The 22,471-nt window shown below is 31.2% G+C and carries 25 protein-coding genes and 1 riboswitch; of the genes, 5 read left to right on the top strand and 20 right to left on the bottom strand.

Annotation, left to right across the window (positions count from 1 at the left end; genetic code table 11):
- Positions 1-98 precede the first annotated feature (98 nt).
- From ptb to cdaA, 4 genes are all read right to left on the bottom strand, one after another.
- On the bottom strand, positions 99-1,007 hold the full coding sequence (gene ptb / locus ACWJJ7_RS13630; RefSeq protein WP_462962555.1) for a phosphate butyryltransferase: 909 nt from the start codon (positions 1,005-1,007) through the stop codon (positions 99-101).
- 90 nt (positions 1,008-1,097) lie between these two features.
- Positions 1,098-2,696 (bottom strand): NAD(P)/FAD-dependent oxidoreductase, encoded by a 1,599-nt coding sequence (locus ACWJJ7_RS13625; protein WP_462962554.1) that lies wholly within the window; start codon positions 2,694-2,696, stop codon positions 1,098-1,100.
- A complete protein-coding gene (locus tag ACWJJ7_RS13620; protein WP_462962553.1) occupies positions 2,677-3,975 on the bottom strand; it encodes a CdaR family protein in 1,299 nt (432 codons plus the stop codon). Before ACWJJ7_RS13620 ends, ACWJJ7_RS13625 begins: the two co-directional genes overlap by 20 nt.
- Entirely contained in the window at positions 3,945-4,793 is an 849-nt protein-coding gene (cdaA, locus tag ACWJJ7_RS13615) for a diadenylate cyclase CdaA (protein WP_462962552.1), read from the bottom strand. Before cdaA ends, ACWJJ7_RS13620 begins: the two co-directional genes overlap by 31 nt.
- A gap of 236 nt (positions 4,794-5,029) precedes the next feature.
- Here cdaA and ACWJJ7_RS13610 point away from each other — a divergent pair, with 236 nt between their 5' ends.
- Together ACWJJ7_RS13610 and ACWJJ7_RS13605 are read left to right on the top strand one after the other, a co-directional pair.
- A complete protein-coding gene (locus tag ACWJJ7_RS13610; protein WP_462962551.1) occupies positions 5,030-6,064 on the top strand; it encodes a hypothetical protein in 1,035 nt (344 codons plus the stop codon).
- A gap of 79 nt (positions 6,065-6,143) precedes the next feature.
- A riboswitch (cyclic di-AMP (ydaO/yuaA leader) is annotated at positions 6,144-6,265 on the top strand.
- Entirely contained in the window at positions 6,266-6,820 is a 555-nt protein-coding gene (locus ACWJJ7_RS13605; protein ID WP_462962550.1) for a cell wall hydrolase, read from the top strand.
- 129 nt (positions 6,821-6,949) lie between these two features.
- On the opposite strand, the gene ACWJJ7_RS13600 is transcribed toward ACWJJ7_RS13605, so the two are convergent.
- The 3 genes from ACWJJ7_RS13600 to ACWJJ7_RS13590 form a co-directional block, all read right to left on the bottom strand.
- On the bottom strand, positions 6,950-7,819 hold the full coding sequence (locus ACWJJ7_RS13600; protein ID WP_462962549.1) for an NAD(P)/FAD-dependent oxidoreductase: 870 nt from the start codon (positions 7,817-7,819) through the stop codon (positions 6,950-6,952).
- Between the two features lie 229 nt (positions 7,820-8,048).
- A complete protein-coding gene (gene trxA, locus ACWJJ7_RS13595) occupies positions 8,049-8,366 on the bottom strand; it encodes a thioredoxin (RefSeq protein ID WP_462962548.1) in 318 nt (105 codons plus the stop codon).
- A gap of 229 nt (positions 8,367-8,595) precedes the next feature.
- Positions 8,596-9,915 carry a tetratricopeptide repeat protein gene (locus ACWJJ7_RS13590; protein ID WP_462962547.1) on the bottom strand — a complete coding sequence of 440 codons (1,320 nt, stop codon included), beginning with the start codon at positions 9,913-9,915 and terminating at the stop codon, positions 8,596-8,598.
- 286 nt (positions 9,916-10,201) lie between these two features.
- Here ACWJJ7_RS13590 and ACWJJ7_RS13585 point away from each other — a divergent pair, with 286 nt between their 5' ends.
- Positions 10,202-10,381, top strand: coding sequence for a L,D-transpeptidase (locus ACWJJ7_RS13585; RefSeq protein WP_462964996.1), 180 nt, complete (start codon positions 10,202-10,204; stop codon positions 10,379-10,381).
- 217 nt (positions 10,382-10,598) lie between these two features.
- Positions 10,599-11,378: a DUF3048 C-terminal domain-containing protein gene (locus ACWJJ7_RS13580; RefSeq protein ID WP_462962546.1), complete on the top strand. Its 780-nt coding sequence runs from the start codon at positions 10,599-10,601 to the stop codon at positions 11,376-11,378.
- 174 nt (positions 11,379-11,552) lie between these two features.
- On the opposite strand, the gene cwlD is transcribed toward ACWJJ7_RS13580, so the two are convergent.
- Together cwlD and ACWJJ7_RS13570 are read right to left on the bottom strand one after the other, a co-directional pair.
- Positions 11,553-12,230, bottom strand: a complete 678-nt coding sequence (cwlD, locus tag ACWJJ7_RS13575) for an N-acetylmuramoyl-L-alanine amidase CwlD (protein WP_462964995.1) — start codon at positions 12,228-12,230, stop codon at positions 11,553-11,555.
- Positions 12,231-12,490: 260 nt separating this feature from the next.
- Positions 12,491-14,107 (bottom strand): Na/Pi cotransporter family protein, encoded by a 1,617-nt coding sequence (locus tag ACWJJ7_RS13570; protein WP_462962545.1) that lies wholly within the window; start codon positions 14,105-14,107, stop codon positions 12,491-12,493.
- Positions 14,108-14,367: 260 nt separating this feature from the next.
- Between ACWJJ7_RS13570 and ACWJJ7_RS13565 the strand changes: the two genes are divergently transcribed.
- Positions 14,368-15,012, top strand: a complete 645-nt coding sequence (locus tag ACWJJ7_RS13565; RefSeq protein WP_462962544.1) for a superoxide dismutase — start codon at positions 14,368-14,370, stop codon at positions 15,010-15,012.
- 116 nt (positions 15,013-15,128) lie between these two features.
- Here the strand turns inward: ACWJJ7_RS13565 and rpsI are convergent, their stop codons facing one another.
- The 11 genes from rpsI to rpsM all read right to left on the bottom strand — a co-directional run bounded on the left by rpsI (position 15,129) and on the right by rpsM (position 22,401).
- On the bottom strand, positions 15,129-15,521 hold the full coding sequence (rpsI, locus tag ACWJJ7_RS13560) for a 30S ribosomal protein S9 (RefSeq protein ID WP_165414269.1): 393 nt from the start codon (positions 15,519-15,521) through the stop codon (positions 15,129-15,131).
- Positions 15,522-15,545: 24 nt separating this feature from the next.
- Entirely contained in the window at positions 15,546-15,980 is a 435-nt protein-coding gene (gene rplM, locus ACWJJ7_RS13555) for a 50S ribosomal protein L13 (protein ID WP_462954946.1), read from the bottom strand.
- A 164-nt stretch (positions 15,981-16,144) separates the two neighbouring features.
- Positions 16,145-16,885: a tRNA pseudouridine(38-40) synthase TruA gene (gene truA, locus ACWJJ7_RS13550; protein WP_462962543.1), complete on the bottom strand. Its 741-nt coding sequence runs from the start codon at positions 16,883-16,885 to the stop codon at positions 16,145-16,147.
- A 62-nt stretch (positions 16,886-16,947) separates the two neighbouring features.
- Complete coding sequence (locus ACWJJ7_RS13545) at positions 16,948-17,751, bottom strand: energy-coupling factor transporter transmembrane component T family protein (RefSeq protein WP_216302376.1); 804 nt, start codon at positions 17,749-17,751, stop codon at positions 16,948-16,950.
- Between the two features lie 78 nt (positions 17,752-17,829).
- The gene (locus ACWJJ7_RS13540) at positions 17,830-18,684 is read right to left on the bottom strand and encodes an energy-coupling factor transporter ATPase (RefSeq protein WP_462962542.1); all 855 of its coding nucleotides are present in this window, start codon (positions 18,682-18,684) and stop codon (positions 17,830-17,832) included.
- Positions 18,669-19,514, bottom strand: coding sequence for an energy-coupling factor transporter ATPase (locus tag ACWJJ7_RS13535; RefSeq protein ID WP_462962541.1), 846 nt, complete (start codon positions 19,512-19,514; stop codon positions 18,669-18,671). Before ACWJJ7_RS13535 ends, ACWJJ7_RS13540 begins: the two co-directional genes overlap by 16 nt.
- 80 nt (positions 19,515-19,594) lie before the next feature.
- Positions 19,595-19,936 (bottom strand): 50S ribosomal protein L17, encoded by a 342-nt coding sequence (gene rplQ, locus ACWJJ7_RS13530; protein ID WP_165414263.1) that lies wholly within the window; start codon positions 19,934-19,936, stop codon positions 19,595-19,597.
- A gap of 12 nt (positions 19,937-19,948) precedes the next feature.
- Positions 19,949-20,896: a DNA-directed RNA polymerase subunit alpha gene (locus ACWJJ7_RS13525; protein WP_462962540.1), complete on the bottom strand. Its 948-nt coding sequence runs from the start codon at positions 20,894-20,896 to the stop codon at positions 19,949-19,951.
- Between the two features lie 63 nt (positions 20,897-20,959).
- Positions 20,960-21,580 carry a 30S ribosomal protein S4 gene (gene rpsD, locus ACWJJ7_RS13520; protein ID WP_071614607.1) on the bottom strand — a complete coding sequence of 207 codons (621 nt, stop codon included), beginning with the start codon at positions 21,578-21,580 and terminating at the stop codon, positions 20,960-20,962.
- Positions 21,581-21,624: 44 nt separating this feature from the next.
- Entirely contained in the window at positions 21,625-22,017 is a 393-nt protein-coding gene (gene rpsK, locus ACWJJ7_RS13515) for a 30S ribosomal protein S11 (RefSeq protein ID WP_165414260.1), read from the bottom strand.
- 15 nt (positions 22,018-22,032) lie between these two features.
- The gene (gene rpsM, locus ACWJJ7_RS13510; RefSeq protein WP_462962539.1) at positions 22,033-22,401 is read right to left on the bottom strand and encodes a 30S ribosomal protein S13; all 369 of its coding nucleotides are present in this window, start codon (positions 22,399-22,401) and stop codon (positions 22,033-22,035) included.
- Positions 22,402-22,471 lie beyond the last annotated feature (70 nt).

Genomic DNA, 22,471 nt, shown 5'->3' with positions numbered 1-22,471 from the left:
CCTTTGTGCTTCACATCGCATTCAAATAAATAGCAAGCAAGTATGCTAATCACCTTTAACTTGCTACCTATTTTCACGAGCCTAAGCCAGTAGTAATTTTATTTATTATATTCTGCAACTAATGCTGCAAGTGCTATAGAATGTAACTTTGTTTCAGGACTATCCGCTCTAGAGGTTAATATAACAGGAGCAGAAGTACCTACTAGTAATCCACCGCTCTTAGATTTAGTAGTGTAATTTAAGCATTTGTACATAGTATTTCCCGCTTCAATATTAGGCATTACAAGAATATCCGCTTTGCCTGCTACTGGTCCCTCTATTTTTTTATGTTTTGCAGCCTCGCCTGATATTGCAATATCTAATGCTAGAGGTCCATCAACAACACATCCCTTTATTTGCCCTCTATCGCTCATTTTTGAAAGCATTGCTGCATCTAGTGTTGCTTGCATACTTGGGTTTACTACTTCTACTGCACAAACTACTGCTACTTTAGGAAGTTCAACACCACAAGCTTTTGCTACCGCTACTGAATTGTTTATTATACCTTTTTTTTCTTTTAATTCTGGGTACATATTAAATGCAACATCTGTTAAAAATATCAATCTATCATAATCCGGTATCTCAAATACTGCTACGTGCGACATTAGTTTACCAGTTCGGAGTCCTACTTCTTTGTTTAATACAGCTCTTAAGAATGTGGCCGTTTCTACGAGTCCTTTCATAAGCATATCAGCTTTTCCTGAGGATACAATCTGAACTGCAGTTAATGATGCTTTTTTAACGTCTTTCTCATCTATAATTTCAAACTCTTCTGCATCCATACCTATGTTTCTGGCAATAAATATTATTTTTTCTTTATCCCCTACTAGTATTGCATTTGCTATGCCATTTTTCTTAGCATCGCGCACAGCCTCAAGTACTGGTTCATCCTGTGCTACAGCAACTACTACAGTTTTCATCCCCTGTGCCTTTGCGGTGTCTAATATTTTATCGAAAGTTTTACTCATTAGATTACACTCCTTCTACTGTCTATTTTAACCCTTCTTAGTATATTTTAACATATTTCGCAAGTGAAATCCAACGTTCAAAAAAATTTCTTATGCAGGTTTCCATTTTTTCATTATACTTTCTGCTGTTTTTAATCCATCAACTGCCGCAGAAATTATTCCACCTGCATATCCCGCTCCTTCTCCTGCTGGGTATAATCCCTCTAGAGATATACTTTGTAACTCCTCGTTTCTATCAATTCTTACTGGCGCCGATGTTCTTGTTTCAATACCAGTCATAACTGCATCTTCTCTTGCAAAACCCTTTATTTTATAATCAAATTTAGGTAAAGCCTCTTTTATAGCATCTGTTACATAACTAGGCAAACACCCAGTAAGATCAGCAAATTTATATCCCGGGGTATAGCTTGGTTTTATACCACCTATTTTGTTACTGTCTATTCCTTCAAGGAAATCTCCAACTAATTGCACCGGTGCATTATAGTTTGACCCTCCAATTTTATAGGCTAGGGCTTCATAATGCCTCTGAAACTCAATACCAGCAAGTGGGCTATCTGATCCGAAGTCTTTAGGACCTACAGATACCACTACAGCTGAGTTTGCATTAACCTTATCTCTCTTATATTCACTCATGCCATTTATTGCAAGGCACCCCTCTTCTGAAGCTGCCGAGACTACTTGTCCACCTGGGCACATACAAAAACTATATACTGCTCTTCCAGATTTTCCACTTGTATAAGTAAGCTTGTAATCAGCACCTTTTAACCTTGGGTGGTTAGCATATTTTCCATATTGATTTTCATTAATCATATCTTGAGGATGCTCTATTCGAGCTCCCATTGCAAATGGCTTACTAGACATAAATATACCTTTTTTATATAACATTTCATAGGTGTCCCTGGAACTATGTCCTGGAGCTAAAATTAAGTTATCACAAGGCAACTCTTCACCATTTACTATTATGCTTTTCACCTTTTTATCTTTAATTTTTATATCGCAAAGCTTACTATTAAATCTTACTTCTCCACCTAGCTTAATAATAGTTTCTCTAATATTTTTCACAACTTCTTTTAACACGTCTGTACCTATGTGAGGCTTGCCAATATACAATATTTCGTCAGGTGCACCAGCTTTAACAAACTCCTCTAATATGTAGTCACATCTAGTGTCCTTTATTCTTGTAGTTAGCTTTCCATCTGAAAAGGTTCCCGCTCCACCTTCACCAAATTGTACATTTGATTCTGTATTGAGCACCGCCCTAGTCCAAAATTTGTTTATGCTTTTTGTCCTAAGCTCTACCTGTTCTCCTCTTTCAATAATTAGAGGCTTGTATCCCTTTTGCGCCATGAGAAGCCCAGCAAACATACCTGCTGGACCCATTCCTACGATTATAGGTCTATGCTGCATCTCACTCGTTCCAAATTCAAACTCAGCATTATACTTAACTTCTTCAATTTTAACATCTTTATGATTTGCTCTCGCTACGATTTTTAACTCATCATCCATTTTAATACAAGCAGCATAATTAAATTTAATGTTATTTTTTTTCCTAGCATCTATTGATTCTTTAGCTATTCTAAATTCTTTTATTTCGTTCTCATCAACTCTCATTATTTTTGCTGCCTTTGTTTTTATAGTATCTATAGTATCGTCTATATCTAACCCTATGTTATTCACCCTTATTGTCATTTCCTGTAGTTACCTCCGTTTGCTTCTTCGTAATAGTTACTAATATTTTATCTGCGTCTTGCGATATTAAATTTACTCCTTCTGGCATACTTGCCAATACTTTCACAGTGTGCTCTCCTTCTGCTAAATTAGCTAAATCTACTACGGCGCTAATTTTTGTTAAATCCAAAGAATTCATAACTGCCTGCGTACCTGAAACCATTAGTGAGTTATTATTTTTTTGGAGCTTCACTTGATATTTTTCATCTAAATTAATATATTTGATGTCTTGACTTAGTTTTTTTTGCACTACGTCATCTATATTCTTTTTCTCTACTTCATTTGTATCCTTTTTAACTACCTCATCTAAATTAACTTCAGCCTTAACTAAAGCAGTACCACTAACTAAACTTAATCCCCCTGGAATTAATACCTTAACATTCATCGTAGTGCTTTTGTTTATTTTACTTAGATCAATAGCTTCCGTGTTTAAATTTTCCACCTTGCTAAGCGCATCTACACTTCCTGTTACATCAAATCGTTCTGGCTGCACTTTTATGCTCTCTAGCGTAAAATTAGGATTTAAATTACCTATGGTTTTCACCGTTACTCCTACAGATTTAGTCTTCCTTATAGGAATCTTGACATCTATCTGAACTGGATTTATAACCACTCCTTTTACTTCCTTCCCGTCTTCATCTACTGGTTTAAGCGTGTATGTTTTTGCAATATTTGATTCCACGTCTTGTATATTAACTTCTACCAATATTTTTTTTACTACATTTACAAACTTTGACCCACCTACTACTTTAGCATTACTTTGAGATAATTCTGGTTCAGATGCATAAAAGCCCTCTTTGGGTTTTCCACTTGTAATTACACTTATCGGTAGATTAGATTCAATCAGTTTATCTAAGTTTACCTTTATAAAAAGGCTATTACTATTTACCACGGTTATATTATCAGGGCTTTTTCTTATTTCAATAGGAATCATTTGTTCTCCAGATTTAAGAGCATATGCACTTAAATCTGCAACTAATGTGAAATCTTCTGCTTTTTTCCCCAAAATTATACTAGTACTAGCTCCTTTAATATTTATAGATGTTGTTAAATCTTGCCCTGGTACTAAAATGAGATTTGACTGAGTTAATACATTTGTATTTAAAAGCTGTACAGGTATGTCTTGAAGCTTATAAGCAGTAAGTGGATTTTCTGTGCTTGATATAAACAGCCATAAAGCAAAGGCAGCTATTACGCAGCAAATTTTAATTATAAATTGTTGTTTTCCGTTTTTATCCATGCCTTTGCTCTCTCCTTTAAAGTTATTTTTTTACTTTGTCTTCTTTTTATTATTTGAAGAAGTATTTTCTTAAGCTTCTCCTTGTCATAGTTCTTTAGCAATCTTCCATTCATTGCTATAGATATAGTTCCTGTTTCTTCTGATACTATTATTGTTAGAGCATCTGAAGTTTCTGTTATTCCTATTGCCGCTCTATGTCGCGTCCCTAGCTTCTTACTTATCACATCATTATTTGTTAAAGGCAAAAAACATCCTGCCGCTATTATTCTATCATTTCTAATTATTGTAGCCCCATCATGAAGCGGGGTATTAACTACAAATATATTTTCTAGTAAAGCTGTAGATATTACAGCATCCAATGTGGTTCCTGTTTTAACGATTTCTCCAATACCTGTCCTTTGTTCTATTACTATTAGTGCTCCTGTTTTACTTTTTGATAAAATTTCAACAGCATTGACAATTTCAATTATAACCTTCTCCATTATTTGTTCATCTTCAAATACGTGTTTATCAGCAAAAGCTGTTCTTCCGATGTGCTCTAATGCCCTTCTTATTTCTGGTTGGAAGATGATAACAATAGTCAAAACACCAATTGTTATTGTCTTATTTAAAACCCAATTTAATACTGTTAAATTAAGCAATTGGCTTATTGGAATAAGTACAAAAATAAAAATCATTCCTTTTAATAATTGTATAGCTCTTGTTTCCTTCATTAGCATGTAACTTTTATAGAATATAAACGCCACCACTAATATATCCAAAATTGAAAATATGCTTATATTTTTGATTGTGCTTATCATTAACTTGAATACTTCCATAAAGCCCACACCCCTCTACTAAAACTCCTATTTACAATTATACACCATGATTTGCTTTATTAGTATATATTATAACTTAATTTTATTATAACAATTAAGCTCACATTTCAAAGTAATTCTATTCAATATATACTACTTTTAGATTCTAAAGAGTATAATTCTATAATTAAACTAGAATAATATATGTATTACATTAATATATGAATACAAGACAAATAATAAGGGAGTGAGTTTTTTTGAATGAACAAAAAGAAAATGTAGATATTATAGATACTAATAACAAAAGAAAAACATTTAAAATAATACTTTTTCTATCTATTATCACGATCTCCATAGGTATTTTCTTAACTATCTATTACAAATCTATAAATAATGTATATGATTCCTATAAAACCACGTTAATAACTAATATTAATGTTATTAACGCGGTTAATAACAATACAGAACAATTTAATAGTGGCCAAACAATAGATGTTGGTTATGCCAAAGAACAATTACCTAGTATTATTAAAGATTTAGCTAAGCTCAGAGATACTTTATCGGATTCAGAACCTACCTCTAAATATAAAAAAGACCATGAAAATTTGAAATCAGGCTTAGACAAAAACCTGTTAATATACAGACAAACACTAGCAATTTTAAATAACCCCTCTGGTCGAGATGTAGAAAAATCCGTAGAGGATCTTAAAACTTTTAGAAATGATTGCATGAATTTTTACTCCTTAGTAGACATTCATAATGTTGAAATAACACTACCAAGCACATCTTTAGTCTTCATTGATAATGTGCTTAATTACAGTTATAGTGCCGTAATGATAAGAAAAGAAACAGATATTAAATCGGAGCAAACTCAAGAATTCATCAGTAAAACTGATAGCTTATCCGTGGATTTTTTAGATGCTAAAACTGATTTTTACTCAAATGTACTAAAGGTGAGAAAAAAAGAGATATCCTATGATGACCTTTTGTCACTAGTAGATAGTGATTTTACAAAGTTAAGCGAAATGCAAACTACATTTAAAAGTTTATCTGTGCCTCCCGTGGCTATTACTACTTATGAAGCCTTCAAAATTTTATTAGATAACCAAGAAAGCTATTTAAGGGATTTTAAACTAGCACTTACAAGTGAGAAAGTTCAAACTTTAAGTACAGCAGTAGACACATCCGCATTAGATGCTTTATACAATTCTTCTAATGTGCTATTTACACAAGTAGAGCGTTCTTATAATGCTTTTATTAAAGTCTATACTCAGCTAAAGAATAATAAATAAATACGTATATATTATTATAACTTCATTAATTTTCGTTATAATATAAAAATTCAGTGTATTATTTTCGTACTCTTGGTCACACTATTATTAGCCGAAGTAAAAAACGCGGAGGAACCAAGCATTTGGGGTGAATCATTTATTGTGTAGGTTAAACCTTTCCCGAACCCGTCAGCTAACTCCGTAGGCAAAAGGAGAGATACTATGAAAAAATTTACTTTTTTATCTTGTATGCTAACATTATTATTAGTATTGCCTAGTTTAAGGGTAAATGGTGAAAATTTATATTCATTTGGTTCAGAAATTAAAGATTTATATAATGATCAAATAGAAGCAGTAGCAGTATTTAAACAGTCAAATAGCTCAATTTACATTACTGATAATGACATTTATTTAATGTCACAAGTTGTATACGCAGAGAGTTGTGGTGAACCTGATAGTGGCAAACTCGCAGTAGCATCCGTTATATTAAATCGTGCTCGTGATGGTCATTTCCCAAAATCTATTTCTGGTGTTATAAATCAAAAAAACGCTTTTTCTTGTGTTAAAGATGGAAAAGTAATTCACAATGGCAAATCGAATGTTATTCCCGATTCTGCTTGTTACACTGCTGTATTAGATGCATTAAAAGGTAAAGATCCTACATATAATGCTGTTTTCTTTTATAATCCTAAAATATCTACTTCTCAGTGGATGATAGGTATAAAAAAAACAAATGTAAAAACTATAGGAAATCATGTTTTCTTTGTAGTTAAATAAAAAAAACTGTAGTTATAAGCTACAGCCAGGTAGCTCACTTTAGTTAATTCTAGCTACAGCTAGTTCTAACTACAGTTAGCTACCTAATTTTATTATTAAGAACATAAATATAAATAGTCATCATGTATCTTATTTATTTTTATGTTCTTTATCTAAATAGGAAACTGCACCTAATGCTGCTACTAATCCTTCACCTGCAGCCTTAATATACTGATATGGCTTCCCTACGCAGTCTCCTGCTGCATAACATCCTTCTATATTGGTTTTCATATTTCTATCAACTTTTATATGTCCTTCTTCTATTTCAAGACCTGGTACTAATTGACTAGGAGACACACTATCTCTTAGCATGAAAATTCCATCTGTAGTTATTTCGCACTTCTCTAAAATAACCTTAGTTACCACATCTTCACCAACTATTTCTAAAGGCTTATTTTTTATTATCTCTACATTAGAATTTAAATTATATTCCCCTTTATACATAGGTATATAATATGTTTTTTCACTCAATTCACTTACATAATTAGTTTCTTCTTCGCTTTCTTTATTATATCCGACTATAACAACTGTTTTTCCTTTATATAATGGAGCATCGCAAGTAGCACAGTACCCTACTCCTTTTCCTAAAAACTCTTCTTCTCCTTTTAATGCTTTCGTGTATTCTATCCCAGTAGCTAAAATTATTGCTTTAGCCTCATATATTTTTTCATTTACCATCAAAGCAAAATAATCCCCCATAGCATAAACATTATTTATTCTTTCATTTACAATACCTATCCCCATGGCTGCTATATGTGCTGCAAATTGATTCTTAAGTTCCTTTCCTGAAACGTTATAGAACCCTAAAAAATTGTTTACCTTTGTTGCTTTTACTAGTTTTGGACTTAATTCCTTGCTTCCAAAAATTATTATGTTTTTATTTCTAATTTTAGCATTAATAGCTGCTTCAAGGCCCGCTGGTCCTGTTCCAATTATAGCTATATCATATCTCTCACCCATAATTTTTCCTCCTTATGTTTCTATCCTAATAAATAGAAACTAATAACTTCTATTCTACTTACTTGACCTTATGATAAATAAAAATTCTTTAATTAGAAAATGGAGATATTTATTTAAATTATAAGAATTTAAAATATCTATCTCCAAACATTTTTATTTAGTACTTACGTTATTTTATTTAACCTTGATTATTACCATACCAATCATCATTTTTAGTGCTGTATTGATTTTATATATGATTTTCTATTATTTTCTTTAAGTCTGCTTTAGGTCTGAATCCTACCATAGTTTCTTTAACTGTTTCTTTACTAAATACCATAACTGTTGGAATACTTGAAATTTTATACTTTGATGATATCATAGGACTCTCATCTACATTTACTTTTGCAAATTTAACTTTTGCTCCCATTTCCTTTGCTAATTCTTCAATTACTGGACTTAACATTTTACAAGGTCCACACCAAGGTGCCCAAAAATCAACTACAACTATGTTATCTGAATTTCCAATTTCCTGATTAAAATTTTTATCATTAACTTCTTTAATCATATTATTACCTCCAATTATTATACCCCACCAGGGTATGTTTATATTTTAATTGTATACCTTATTATATTACTAGTCAATAATATTTCAAACTTAAATCTGTTGGATTTAAGTTTTTTTTGTAGAGCTGTCAATGTTATAAAATTTCTAAATTTATATATACATTTCAAAATTAGTATACCCAAACCAAATCTTAAAAATGTCCGTAATACCTTTGTATCGTTATTTATTTTTATGTTCCTAATATCTTTTTCACTATAGAGTTATTATATTGTGAATTTGGAAATTGTTTTACTAGTTTTTCTGCATAAACCTTTGCTTTATTTGAATCTAAATCCTTATTTATAAGAATTAAATTATATAAAACTTCATTAGTGTAACTTCCACTAGGAAATTGTTTTAAACTAAGTTCATAGTATTTAACAGCATTTTGAAAGTCGGAAATAGATTTGTAACTTACAGCTAGCATATAAAGGATATGCTCTTGTAAATAACTATCTTTAGAATATGGTAATGCATATAAAAAATATTTCTGAGCTTCAACAAACTTTTTATCGTTCATATAATTTATACCTTTTTCATAAAAAATTGGCACTCCACTATTCTTAATAATTTCTTCTCCTTTTACCATAAGTAACTTGTCATTCATTCCCAAGTCATCATTCTTCCATCTATTTATATATTCAATTATTTGCTCCATATTATTATTATTTATACTTTCCTTAAGTTGTTCTTGTGGAAATTTCGTCGTTTCTTGTGATTTATTTTCTATTGTGTTTTTTTCATTCTTACTTGTACTTTGATTCTCTACTTCAGTGTTTTCTTTAGCTTCTTGAGATTTTTGATTTTCTATTTCTGATGAATTTTTAGTTTCTTCTCTATCTTCTTTATTAATTAATGCTATTACACTTTGTGCTTTTTTTATACCAGTTATTGAAATATTTTTTGCCTTATACATATAAACTTTACCTAGAAGTATCAGCGTTACAGGTAAACATATACTAGCAGTAACTATAATTATTTTTTTATAGTTCATTTCTCGCTTTAAGCTACCATATTCTATTAATATTTTTTTATTCATAATAGCTTGAGTATTTTTTTTATCTACTTTTATAACCTCGTTTATGTAATGTAGTGCTTTATCATATTCCCCTTGCTTTATGTAGCAACTACTAATATGGTTATTCACATTTATAAAATTAAAGTGACTATTTTTGCACTGCTTTAGACTCTCAAGAGCCCCACATATATTAAATTGCTTTATTAGCTGCGTGGCGTCAACATATACCTGTAATTTTTCCTTATCACGTACACTATCATTTAGATATTTTTTGGATACCTTATCGTTATTTCTTTTATAATTTATATTCCACATTTTTTTAGCACTTTCTAAATCACCTTTTAGATAATATAAAATACCCTTCAAATTTAAAGCGGCAGCATTTGTATTATTTAGCGAAATACTTTTTTCACATAGTGCTAATGCCTTATCTATATAGCCATCATTATATTTATTCATAGCTTTTACATATATATTGCCTGATTTATCCATAAATCCACCTTTTTTTTCCTATATTTATGATTAATCTAATTATATCATAGGATTTATTTTTTTTAATAGAATTGTTCATAATTACAATAATAAAAATATATAATTATATTTTTTTGTATTAAAATTTTAATTAATTCATATTATGATATTAATGCCAGCAATTATAAGGAGGTTCTATGAATAAAAAAAATCTCTGACGGGGAAGTTGGTTTAAAAACCTTAGTAAACCTAAATATACCTCCTGATGAAAATATAAAATTTAACACTAAGGCAGTCTCACTTAAAAATAGTAAAAATACCACCAGGTAATTATTTATTTCATACGGCACTCCTTGATAATAATGGAAATATAAAAGATGGCAGGCTTGGAAATCCTCTATCACATGGCTGCATAAGACTTGCTGTTGATGATACTAAATATATATATACTACAATTCCTTACGGTACAAGCATCTCCATCCAATGAAATATAGTGTTGCCTTTATTATACCAATAGTAGGGCATAGACTGCCTCCTAATTTAGTGTTATTTTTAATGTTTTAGATAAATTAAACTTCACTATCTTACTTATCTTAGATCTAATACTATTATCACGTAAATTTAATAATATTCTCTTATTTTGTGGTTATAATTTGTAAATAAGATTATTAAAATATTATATATAGATACTAAGGGAGGCCCTTATGGCAAAGAAAAATTTTACTTTTATTATATATTTTTTAAGTTCTATTTTAGTATTAGTTCTTTCACTATTTGTTTATAGGTTTATTATGCATATTTATTACCCTAATTTACATGATCAAATAACTCCATCAAAATATACGGGTGAAAGGGTTTCTGAAACTTATTCTACCAAACTCGAAAAAATTGCAACTTTTATTAATACTAATAATAAACCATCTATTAATGGACTTAGTAATGCAGATTTGATTCTCGAGTTTTTAAGTAACTCTAATGGCCTTACTTATAAAGCTATATTTAGCCAAGAAAGTGCCAAAAATGTTAGTTCAACAATTAACTTAAAAGAATATTGTAATTCATACTTACCAACATTAAAATTCTCCAATAACGTTGAAACAAATTCCCTTAAAGGTATCAATGCAACTTCGATTTTTATAAGTTTTAATGAAGATTCATCTTCAAATTTTTTATATCAAAATGGAGAGTATTGTCATTATAGAGGGTTAACCATTGATAATGATAATAATACTCCTGTAAAGCTTACTAATGTTATTGTACAATTTGTCCACGGTAACATTATAAATGATGAAACCTTAGCTTCATCTGAATCTTATGGCACTGGATTATTATTTTGCAACGGGAAAGCTCAAGATATTAAATGGGATAGGAAGAAGAATTCTCAAATAAATATTACAGACCAAAAAGGAGCCTCTATTTCACTAATGCCAGGCCCTACATGGTGGACTTTTATTGATGAAACCTCTTCTATAGCCTATGATTAATAATTAAAGCATTTTTTTAAAAGCTGTTCATCATCTTCGAAGCTGTATTATTATGAAAATTTAATTACAAATCAAAAAGCATATTTCTAGAATAATATGCCTTTTTAGGTTACTTACATTTAAATAAATATGATTTGAATTCAAACAAGGCCAAGCTTACTTGATTATAATTATTTACTCTTTTGAAGTACTTTTAAAAAACTCACCTACAGATTTGCTTATGGAGTCTGCAATTTTTCCTTGATACTCATCAGACTTTAATTTTTGTTCTTCTTCATTGTTTGATAAAAATCCACATTCCACTATAACGCTTGCCATATTGTCATTCACCCTTAATAACTTATAAGCATTTTTAGCAGGCTTCTGTATTCTCTTATTACTAGGATCCAAATCTACCCTAAAGTTTTTTTGAATTATACTAGCTAATGTAACGCTATCTTTATAATCTGAGTACCATACTTGCGCTCCATAATATTTACTCTGTGTAAAATAATTTAAATGAATGCTAATTAACATATCACAATTACTTGATTTCTTTAAATCACATCTACTTTTTAAATCTTCATTGTAATTTGACCTTATAGTTCCACTTTTTGAATAAGGTCCTTTGTCTTCTTCTCTTGTCATAACTACTTCATATCCTGACTTTTTCAAGCTCTCTTTAAGCTTTTTCGCTATACTTAAATTAATATTTTTTTCTGCAGTACCATTTTGAGAGCTTGTGCCACTATCCATCCCTCCATGTCCGGCGTCAATGAGTATTTTTTTATTCCCTTTACTAGTATTCATAGTTTCTTTTGCAATGCTTAGATTTACGCCTATAAAGCTTCCCAGCCCTACAATGATTACCATGATAATAGCTATTAATTTGTTGTTTTTATACCCCAATTCATCCACCCTTTTATTTATTAATATATGTTAATTTTATTCAACTTGCAGATGATTTATTAGTATTTTCATGTTTGATTTAGATCCTTTTTTATAAAAATCTATAAACAGTATTTAGATTTACAATTTAATGGCAAACAAAAAACACCCACTAAAAATTATAGCGACTGCTTTCTGTTTTCCTCAAGTCATATGTATATATATTTCATTTATTCAAATTATACTTATTCGTTTATTACCACTTCTGCGATATTGGTTGCGTGATCTCCTATTCTTTCAAAATTGCTAATAATATCTAGATACATCGCACCAACTGTAGCCCCACATCCGCTACTATTTAATCTTCTTATATGGGATGCTCTTAATTCGTTTTCTAAACTATCAATTCTGCTTTCTATTGCCATAATGGATTCTGCTTTTATAATATCATTATTTTCAAAACTCTCAATACTAATTTCTAGAGCATTTACTATGTATTTATACATTCCATCTAACTCTTCCATAGCTTCCTTTGAGAATTTTAAATTCTTTTGAATCTTTTCACTAGTTAAATCCACTAAATTTTCAGCATGATCTCCTATACGCTCTATATCATTTACTACATTGAACATAGAAGTTACTATTTTAGTTTGTTCCTTCGATAATTGGGTTGATGAAAGCTTTACTAAATATGATGTAATTTCATCTTCAAGTAAATTTATTAATTTTTCATTTTCATAAACAGTTTTTATATTACTTTCATTATTGTTACTAAAACACTCCATAGCAAGCTGTACATTTTCTTTTGCTAAGTTAGCCATTCTAACGACCTCTTGCGACGTTTGCCCAACTGCAATAACTGGTGTCTCTAGTAATCTATCATCTATATACTTAACTCCAATTATTACAACTTCATCCTCTCCAGGTATCATCTTGTTAACAAGTAAAACAAGATATCTTATAAATGGCACCATAATTATGGTATTTGTTATGTTAAATATAGTATGGGCATTTGCAATTTGTCTTTTTATACCTATACTCCCACCCGGTGATATAACTTGTACAAGTTGTATTACTGGATTTATTAGTGGAATAAAGATTAATGTACCAAATATATTAAAGAATAGATGTATTAGAGCTGCTTTCTTTGCTGTTTTAGACGTTCCTATACTCGATAATAAAGCCGTTACACATGTGCCTATATTATTACCAAATAAAATTGGTACCGCTGCTCCGAGTGGCAGTGCTGATGTAGACGCTAATGCCACTAAAATACCAGTCGCCGCAGAAGAACTTTGGAGTACTGAAGTCATAAGTACACCTGTTAAAATTCCTAAGATAGTATTTCCTTCTAATTTCATTATTAAAGTTGCAAAAGCTGGCGAATTCGCTAGTGGAGACATAGCATTCTTCATTAATTCCATTCCTAAGAAAAGAATACCAAAGCCTAATATAATATTTCCTGTTTCTTTGCCCTTTTTACCTTTTGAAAATAATATTGTTAAAGAACCTATTCCTAAAAATAGTGGCATTATATTATCAAGTTTAAATGCAATTAGCTGTGCTGTTATAGTGGTTCCAACATTCGCTCCCATAATTACCGCCGCTGCCTGATATAGGTCCATAAGGCCTGCATTAACAAAACCAACTACCATTACTGTAGTTGCACTACTGCTTTGAATAACTGCTGTTATTGCAGCTCCTGTAGCTACACCTTTAATAGGATTAGATGTTATTTTGTCAAATATATTTTTGAGTTTTTCACCTGATGCATTTACTAAACCATCACCCATCATTTTCATTCCATATAAGAATAACCCGACGCCTCCAAAAAGGCCTATAACCATATTTATAGCCTGCATAAAATTCCTCCATAGTCTAATGTATTATAAGTATTTTAATCATTCACACAAATAATACTATACGTTTATACTATATGTTAAGCAATTTACGACATATTTAACACAGACTTTAAAAAATTTAACACAAACATAACATATGGATTATTTACTTTTAACTATACTTATAAAATAATATCCTAATATATTTCCATTACCTATCATATAATAAAATATAATATAATAAAATATAATAGAATAAAATATTTTATAGAGGTGATCTTATGTACAATTTAAAGCCTTACATTTTTGATTTTAAATCAGTCAATGGCATTTCTAAGAGGCAGCTCGATGAGCATTACAAATTATATTCGGGTTACGTAAGCAAATTAAATGAAATTTGGAACATTCCCTATATACCGGGTAATTATACTGATAGCAATGCCATTTATTCCAAAATGCGCAGTTTAAAACTAGGTGAAACATATGCACTGAATGGTGTAAAACTTCACAACCTTTATTTTGAAAACATGACTGGGGGAAGTAACACCCCTTATGGTCCCATATTTAATGCTATAACAAATCAGTTTGCTACCTATGATGATTTTATCTCTTATCTAACAAATGTAGGATTATCCATGAGAGGTTGGGTAGTTCTCTCCATTGATTCGCTTGACAACAAATTACACATAATAGGAAGCGATTCACACGATACTGGTGCAGTATGGCAATCTTTCCCAATATTAGTCATGGATGTTTATGAGCATGCATATTTCATGGATTTTGGAACAGACAAGAAAAAATATATTTCTACATTTATTGAAAATATAAATTGGAATATTCTAAATGACAGATTTCAAAAACACGTTTTTTCAATGAGGTCCATGAATGTGAATCAACATAGATATTATCCATATACTTTTTTTTAATGGGTAACTTTCTAAACATTTGTCAGTTATAGGTGATTTTAAATCATTTTATAAGTTTAAAAGAACTAAAAATCCCCCAAACATAATTGTTTGAGGGATTTTCAACTTTATAAAAACTATCTCTTTGAGAACTGAGATGCTTTTCTTGCTTTTTTAAGACCGTATTTCTTTCTTTCTTTCATTCTTGGATCTCTTGTTAAAAATCCTGCTTTTTTAAGCTCTGGTCTTAAAGTTTCGTCAGCTTTTAATAAAGATCTAGAAATACCGTGTCTTATTGCTCCAGCTTGACCTGTATATCCTCCACCGTTTACATTAACTAGAATATCAAATTTATCTTTAGTTCCAGTTAATACTAAAGGTTGGTTAACTATAAGAATTAAAGTTTCTAATCCAAAATAATTTTCTATGTTTCTTTTGTTTATAACAATTTTACCTTCGCCAGGTACAAGTCTTACTCTAGCAACTGATTTCTTTCTTCTTCCTGTTCCTATATATTGAACCTTTGCCATTATGTATCCTCCCTCCGAATCTAATTAGTATTTAAGCACTAGTGTTTCTGGATTTTGTGCTTCATTTTTATGCTCTGATCCTCTGTATACAGTTAATTTTTTAAGTGTTTGACGACCTAATGGTCCCTTTGGAAGCATTCTTCTTACTGCTTCTTCAAAAATAAACTCAGGTTTTTTAACTATTGCTATTCTATATGGAACTTCTTTTAATCCACCTGGATAAAAAGAGTGATGTCTTAACATTTTTTGGTCTAATTTCTTACCAGTTAAAACTATCTTATCAGCATTTATTACAATTACAAAGTCACCTGTATCAACATGTGGTGTAAATGTTGGTTTGTGCTTTCCTCTTAATATAGCTGCTATTTGACTAGCTGCTCTTCCTAAAACTTTTCCTTCTACATCTACAACGAACCATTTTCTTTCTACTTCTAGTGGTTTTGCTAAGTATGATTTCATTATTTTCCCTCCCTGAACTTTTAACAATTAACTTCCTATGCTAAAGATCCGGGGCTAGTGGATCTTATACACGATATTTTATACAAACATTAATAAGTATAATACATTCTACCGGGTGTGTCAATGTTTTTACACGTGCTGTTTGAGTTTTATTGTTTTTTATTTTAATAAAAAACTTCCTCCAAACATAATCCCCCGGGTGGTGCAGATTTTCCAGCCTTTGCTCTCTCTTTTGACTCAATTATATCTTTAATTTCATTAGGTTTAATTTTTCCTTCTCCAACCCTAATTAGCGCTCCAACTATTATTCTAACCATATTATAAAGGAATCCGTCAGCAGCAATATATATTTTTATAAGTTCTTCATCCTTTATTATATCTAGTTGCGAAATAGTTCTTACAGAAGTTTTAACCGAACTGCCCAGATTTTTGAATGCAGAAAAATCATGAGTACCTATAAAATATAACGCCCCTAGTCTCATAGCATCTACATCTAATATCTCTTTATGGTTATATATGTAATTACGTCCTACGGCAACAGACTCTCGCCTATTAAGTATAGTGTAACTGTACCGCTTCCCTTTACTATTATACCTTGAATGAAACTCATATGGAACCTCGATAGAATGTAAAATCACAATATCTAGAGGGAGCTTACTATTTATAGCTCCTGTGAATTTTTCCGCAGATATTTTACTATCAGTATAAAAGTTTCCTGTATACCCTTTTGCATGAACTCCGGCATCTGTTCTACTAGACCCCGTAATTTGAGTTTTTTCACCTGTAATCTCTTCAATAGCAAGCTCTATTTTTTCTTGAATAGTTATAACGTTATTTTGCTTTTGCCTTTGCCATCCTGAATAGTTTGTTCCATCGTATTCTATTATGAGCTTTATATTTTTCACTATTCCACGCCCTTTTCTATTTATACCTAGGATTTAATAATCCTTTGCACTTTAGCAGAATATTATGTTCTACTAACAATAGTAATAATAAACAACAGTGTAAAAGCAAAACTTGCAACATAATCTTTTTTTGTTATCTTTAGTTGTTTCATTCTAGTTCTTCCTTCTCCACCTTTATAACATCTTGATTCCATAGCCATTGCTAATTCATCAGCCCGTCTAAAAGAACTTATAAACAAGGGTACTAAAATAGGAATTAAACTTTTTGCTCTACTTATCAAATTTCCAGACTCAAAATCAGCACCTCTTGCCATTTGTGCTTTCATAATTTTATCAGTCTCATCCATAAGAGTAGGAATAAACCTTAATGCAATAGTCATCATCATTGCTAACTCATGGGCTGGCACGCCTATTCTTTTAAATGGATTTAAAAGATTTTCTATGCCATCTGTCAACTCTATTGGGGATGTAGTCAATGTCAATATTGATGTTCCCATAATTAAAAACACAAGTCTAAGAATCATAAACGCTGCAACTATTAGACCTTCTTTATAAACATTTATAAACCCATAGTGAAAAATTAAATTTAACTCTTTCCCGCTAGTCATAAAAATGTTTAATACTGCTGTAATAAGTAATAAAACTAAAATAGGCTTTAACCCATTATAAATGTACTTAAATGACAAATTAGCTATTATTATTGTGGCTAAAAGAAATATAATTATAAATAAATATCCTATAAAATTATTTACCAAAAATAGGTCTACAATAAACAAAAGGGATATTAGTATCTTAAATCTTGGATCTAATTTATGTACAAAAGACTCCCCTGGTATATATTGACCTATTGTAATATCTTTGATCATACAAATTCCTCCACTGTGCTGAAAGAAGCACATCTTACTGCTTTATATATGATGTCTTCTTAATACAAAAAATTTATACTAATTCTTTTTTAATATTCTAAGCAATTCTTGTTTAGCTTTTTCTAAGGTAAATATATCTTGTGATAAATCGAATCCTTTATTACGTAGTTCCCTAATTAAGTATGTTGCCTGTGGCACTGCTAGACCTACACTTTCTAATAATTCTATTTCACTAAATACCTTCTGTGGCGACCCGTCTAGAATACACTTTCCTTTATCCATTACTACAATTCTATTTGCAACCTTGGCCACATCTTCCATACTATGCGATACTAAAATTATAGTCATGTCGTTTTGGTTGTACAATTCAACAAGCTTATTTAAGATATCGTCTCTTCCTTTTGGATCGAGTCCTGCCGTTGGTTCATCTAAAATTAAAACCTTTGGCTGCATAGCCACTACTCCTGCAATAGCTACTCTTCTCTTTTGACCACCACTTATTTCAAAAGGTGATTTGTCCTTATACTCTTCATAATCCAGTCCAACTATTTTCATAGCTCGCTGAACTCTTTTGTTTATTTCATCATTATCTAAGCCTAAATTTTGTGGCCCAAAAGCAATGTCTTTTTCAATAGTTTCTTCAAAAAGTTGATATTCAGGATACTGAAATACTAGTCCAACCTTTTTCCTTATGTTTGTCAATTTCACATTTTTATTTGTTATATCTATGTCGTCTACTAATATTCTACCTGATGTTGGTTTTAATAGTCCGTTTATATGTTGTATTAGGGTAGATTTCCCTGAACCTGTATGCCCAATTAGTGCTACAAATTCCCCTTGCTTTATTTCTATAGATACATTGTCTATAGCTTTTTTTTCAAAAGGAGTTTTTGGCATATATATATACGTTAAGTTTTCTATTTTAATTGACATAATGCATTCACCATCTCATTTATAGTTAATATATCTGTTTCTATATTAATGCCATTTTGCTTAAGTTCATACGCGAGTTCTGTCACCATTGGAACATCTAAACCTATTTTTTTCATAACATGTACATTTCTAAATATTTCTTTAGGTTTTCCATTCATTACAATTTTGCCACTATCCATAACTACAATTCTATCGGCTTCTACTGATTCTTCCATATTGTGGGTTATTAAAATTATTGTTATGCCATGTTTTTTGTTTATTTCTTTAATAGTTCTAATAACTTCTTTTCTCCCAAATGGATCAAGCATAGCTGTTGGTTCATCAAAAACAATACACTTTGGCCTCATAGCAAGAATACCGGCGATAGCTACCCTTTGTTTTTGACCACCTGAAAGTAAATGTGGAGCATGTTTTGTATATTCGTACATTTTTACATTTTTTAATGATTCATCCACTCTTTGTCTAATCTCTTTAGGATCTAGGCCTAAGTTCTCTGGACCAAATGCTACATCTTCTTCTACAATCGTTGCAACAATTTGATTATCTGGATTTTGAAATACCATGCCAGCTACATTCCTAATTTTCCATAGATTAGATTCTACAGAGGTTTGCAATCCATCTACATAGATTTCCCCTTCAGTTGGTATTAAAAGTGCATTTATATGTTTAGCAAAGGTTGATTTTCCTGAGCCATTATGACCTAATACTACTAAAAATTCACCCTTGTCAACCTCTAGATCTAATCCATCTATGGCTACTTTAGGTTGTTCATCTTCACTTCGAGGGTACTTATAAACAAGTTTATTACATTTAACCATTTTTTCACCCATAAGTGTCACTCCCTACGTTTATAAATATGAATATGAAAATGGGGATTAAGTTTGTTCCCACTTAATCCCCTTTTCTCAAACTATACTAATTCTATTATGCTCATTTCTGCTGCGTCGCCTCTTCTTGGACCCATTTTCATTATCCTAGTATATCCGCCGTTTCTCTCAGCATACTTGGGTGCAATATTCTCAAATAAATCTTTAACAACGCTTTCTTCAGTAATAAATGCAAGTGCTTGCCTTCTAGCATGAAGATCTCCTCTTTTTCCAAGAGTTATCATTCTTTCAGCAAATTTTCTAGTTTCTTTTGCTCTAGTTACTGTAGTTTCAATTTTTCCATATTTCAACAAATTAGTTGCAAGACTTCTAAACATTGCAATTCTTTGATCAGTGGCGCGTCCTAATTTACGATATTGTGCCATGTGTTCTCCTCCTTACTCTTCAGTTAGTTTTAAGTTCAGACTCAAAGCTTGAAGTTTCTGTTCAACTTCTTCAAGTGATTTCTTACCTAAATTTCTAACCTTCATCATATCATCCATTGATCTTTCTGTTAGTTCTTGAACTGTATTAATTCCAGCTCTTTTTAAGCAATTATAGCTTCTAACAGAAAGGTCAAGTTCTTCAATAGTCATTTCAAGAACTTTTTCTTTCTTATCTTCTTCTTTTTCAACCATTATTTCAACATTATCAGCATGATCTGTTAATGTCATAAATAACTTAAAGTGTTCGATAAGGATTTTAGCTGATAAACCGATAGCTTCATCTGGTCTAATTGTTCCATTAGTCCAAATTTCAATAGTTAATTTATCATAATCAGTAATCTGGCCTACTCTAGTGTTTTCAACAGCAAAATTTACTCTCTTAACTGGAGTGTAAATTGAATCTACTGGTATTGTAGCTATTGGCAATTCATCTGTCTTGTTTTTACTCATAGACACATATCCTCTACCTTTGTTAACAGTTAGTTCCATATATAATTTAGCATCATCATCTAATGTTGCTATATGTAAATCGGTGTTAACGACTTCTATATCTCCATCAGTATTAATATCTGCCCCAGTAACTACTCCAGGTCCTTTAGCATCAATATAAATTGTTCTAGGACCTTCTCCCTCCATTTTCAATGCTAAGCTTTTGATGTTTAGAATTAATTCTGTAACATCTTCTTTAACACCTTTAACAGTGGAGAATTCATGAAGTACTGTATCAATCTTAACTGCACTTGTAGCAACTCCAGGTAATGAAGAAAGAAGAATTCTTCTTAATGCATTCCCTAAAGTTATACCATAGCCCCTTTCCAATGGTTCAATTACGAATCTACCATAAGAACCATCTTCAGCTGTTTCTACACATTCTATTTTTGGCTTTTCTATCTCTAACATAATAAACCCTCCTCTTTTTTAATTGGCAACCTATTATGAGGGCAACTGATTCTATATTAATGACTATTTGCTGTATAACTCGACGATTAACGTTTCATTAACAGGAACATCTATATCTTCCCTAGTTGGTTGTGCTAAAACTTTTCCTTCAAATTTCTCTAAGTTAGCTTCTAACCAATTTGGTAAAGTTTTAGGATTTTCAATGAAAACCTTAAACTTCTCAGTAGCTCTGCTTTTTTCACATGCAGATACCACTTCATTTGCTGTTAAACTGTAAGAAGGAATATCTACCTTTTTACCATTAACTAAGAAATGTCCGTGAGTTACTAGTTGCCTAGCTTCTTGCCTTGAATTTCCGTAACCTAATCTATAGACTACATTATCAAGTCTCACTTCTAAAAGTCTTAATAGGTTTTCACCTGTTATTCCTCTTAACTTGTCAGCTTTTTCATAGTATCTTCTAAATTGACTTTCAAGCACTCCGTATATTCTCTTAGCCTTTTGTTTCTCTCTCAATTGTAATCCATAATTAGACATTTTTTTCTTACTCTGTCCATGTTGTCCTGGTGCATAGCCTCTTCTGGCAAATGCACATTTATCTGTAAAGCATCTATCACCCTTAAGGTTTAGCTTCATGCCTTCTCTTCTACAAAGTCTACAAGTAGCTCCAGTATATCTTGCCATTCAAATTACACCTCCTATTTACTATACTCTTTACTTACTAAGTACTATACTCTTCTTCTTTTTGGTGGTCTGCATCCGTTATGTGGAATTGGAGTAACGTCTTTGATTAATGTAATTTCTAATCCAGCCGCTTGAAGTGATCTAATTGCCGCTTCTCTACCTGCTCCTGGTCCTTTAACGAATACGTCAACACTCTTTAATCCGTGCTCCATAGCTGCTTTTGTAGCAGCTTCTGCTGCCATTTGAGCTGCAAACGGAGTACTCTTTCTTGATCCTCTAAAACCTAATCCACCTGCACTTGCCCAAGATAAAGCATTACCAGCTGCATCTGTAAGTGTAACGATGGAATTATTGAAAGTAGACTTTATGTGTGCACAACCGTGCTCAACATTTTTTCTTTCTTTTTTTCTTCTACTTCTTTTAACTTTTTGAGCCATTACATTCCCTCCTTACTATTTCTTCTTACCCGCCATTGTTTTCTTAGGGCCTTTTCTTGTTCTTGCATTAGTTTTAGTTTTTTGTCCTCTTACTGGAAGACCTTTTCTATGTCTTATTCCTCTATAACATCCAATTTCCATTAACCTTTTTATATCTAGTGCAACTCTTCTTCTTAAGTCACCTTCAATAATAAAGTTTTTGTTGATGTATGTTCTTAATTCATTAACTTCTTCTTCAGTTAAGTCCTTAACTCTTGTGTCAGGATTTACTCCTGTTGTTTTAAGTATTCCCTGTGATTTAGTTAAACCAATACCAAATATATATGTTAAACCTATTTCAACTCTTTTTTCCCTTGGTAGGTCAATACCTGCTATTCTTGCCATTTACTGTTTACACCTCCCACGTAATTGTTGTTATAATTTATTACATCTGTAATTTAAAAACGATGTAATG

This window comes from Clostridium sp. CM042, from assembly GCF_055080995.1.
The sequence above is the reverse complement of the archived record's forward strand: the minus strand, read 5'-3'. Positions and strand labels throughout refer to the sequence as shown.

Bases quoted from the DNA above. Each gene is read 5' to 3' on its own strand.
- rplM (WP_462954946.1), bottom strand. From the start codon at position 15,980: ATGAAATCATACTTAGCAAAACCACTAGAAGTAGAAAGAAAATGGTTC.
- rpsK (WP_165414260.1), bottom strand. From the start codon at position 22,017: ATGGCTCAAAAAGTTAAAAGAAGTAGAAGAAAAAAAGAAAGAAAAAAT.
- trxA (WP_462962548.1), bottom strand. From the start codon at position 8,366: ATGATTAAAGAAGTTAATGATAAAAATTTTAATCAGGAAATTGGAAAT.
- ACWJJ7_RS13545 (WP_216302376.1), bottom strand. From the start codon at position 17,751: ATGATCAAAGATATTACAATAGGTCAATATATACCAGGGGAGTCTTTT.
- rpsD (WP_071614607.1), bottom strand. From the start codon at position 21,580: ATGGCAAGATATACTGGAGCTACTTGTAGACTTTGTAGAAGAGAAGGC.
- cdaA (WP_462962552.1), bottom strand. From the start codon at position 4,793: ATGGAAGTATTCAAGTTAATGATAAGCACAATCAAAAATATAAGCATA.
- ACWJJ7_RS13620 (WP_462962553.1), bottom strand. From the start codon at position 3,975: ATGGATAAAAACGGAAAACAACAATTTATAATTAAAATTTGCTGCGTA.
- ACWJJ7_RS13600 (WP_462962549.1), bottom strand. From the start codon at position 7,819: ATGGGTGAGAGATATGATATAGCTATAATTGGAACAGGACCAGCGGGC.
- ACWJJ7_RS13535 (WP_462962541.1), bottom strand. From the start codon at position 19,514: ATGGGTGAAAAAATGGTTAAATGTAATAAACTTGTTTATAAGTACCCT.
- ACWJJ7_RS13625 (WP_462962554.1), bottom strand. From the start codon at position 2,696: ATGACAATAAGGGTGAATAACATAGGGTTAGATATAGACGATACTATA.
- ptb (WP_462962555.1), bottom strand. From the start codon at position 1,007: ATGAGTAAAACTTTCGATAAAATATTAGACACCGCAAAGGCACAGGGG.
- ACWJJ7_RS13565 (WP_462962544.1), top strand. From the start codon at position 14,368: ATGTACAATTTAAAGCCTTACATTTTTGATTTTAAATCAGTCAATGGC.
- ACWJJ7_RS13540 (WP_462962542.1), bottom strand. From the start codon at position 18,684: ATGTCAATTAAAATAGAAAACTTAACGTATATATATATGCCAAAAACT.
- rpsI (WP_165414269.1), bottom strand. From the start codon at position 15,521: ATGGCAAAGGTTCAATATATAGGAACAGGAAGAAGAAAGAAATCAGTT.
- cwlD (WP_462964995.1), bottom strand. From the start codon at position 12,230: ATGGTAATCATTGTAGGGCTGGGAAGCTTTATAGGCGTAAATCTAAGC.
- ACWJJ7_RS13570 (WP_462962545.1), bottom strand. From the start codon at position 14,107: ATGCAGGCTATAAATATGGTTATAGGCCTTTTTGGAGGCGTCGGGTTA.
- rpsM (WP_462962539.1), bottom strand. From the start codon at position 22,401: ATGGCAAGAATAGCAGGTATTGACCTACCAAGGGAAAAAAGAGTTGAA.
- rplQ (WP_165414263.1), bottom strand. From the start codon at position 19,936: ATGGCACAATATCGTAAATTAGGACGCGCCACTGATCAAAGAATTGCA.
- ACWJJ7_RS13605 (WP_462962550.1), top strand. From the start codon at position 6,266: ATGAAAAAATTTACTTTTTTATCTTGTATGCTAACATTATTATTAGTA.
- ACWJJ7_RS13525 (WP_462962540.1), bottom strand. From the start codon at position 20,896: ATGTTAGAGATAGAAAAGCCAAAAATAGAATGTGTAGAAACAGCTGAA.
- ACWJJ7_RS13590 (WP_462962547.1), bottom strand. From the start codon at position 9,915: ATGGATAAATCAGGCAATATATATGTAAAAGCTATGAATAAATATAAT.
- ACWJJ7_RS13580 (WP_462962546.1), top strand. From the start codon at position 10,599: ATGGCAAAGAAAAATTTTACTTTTATTATATATTTTTTAAGTTCTATT.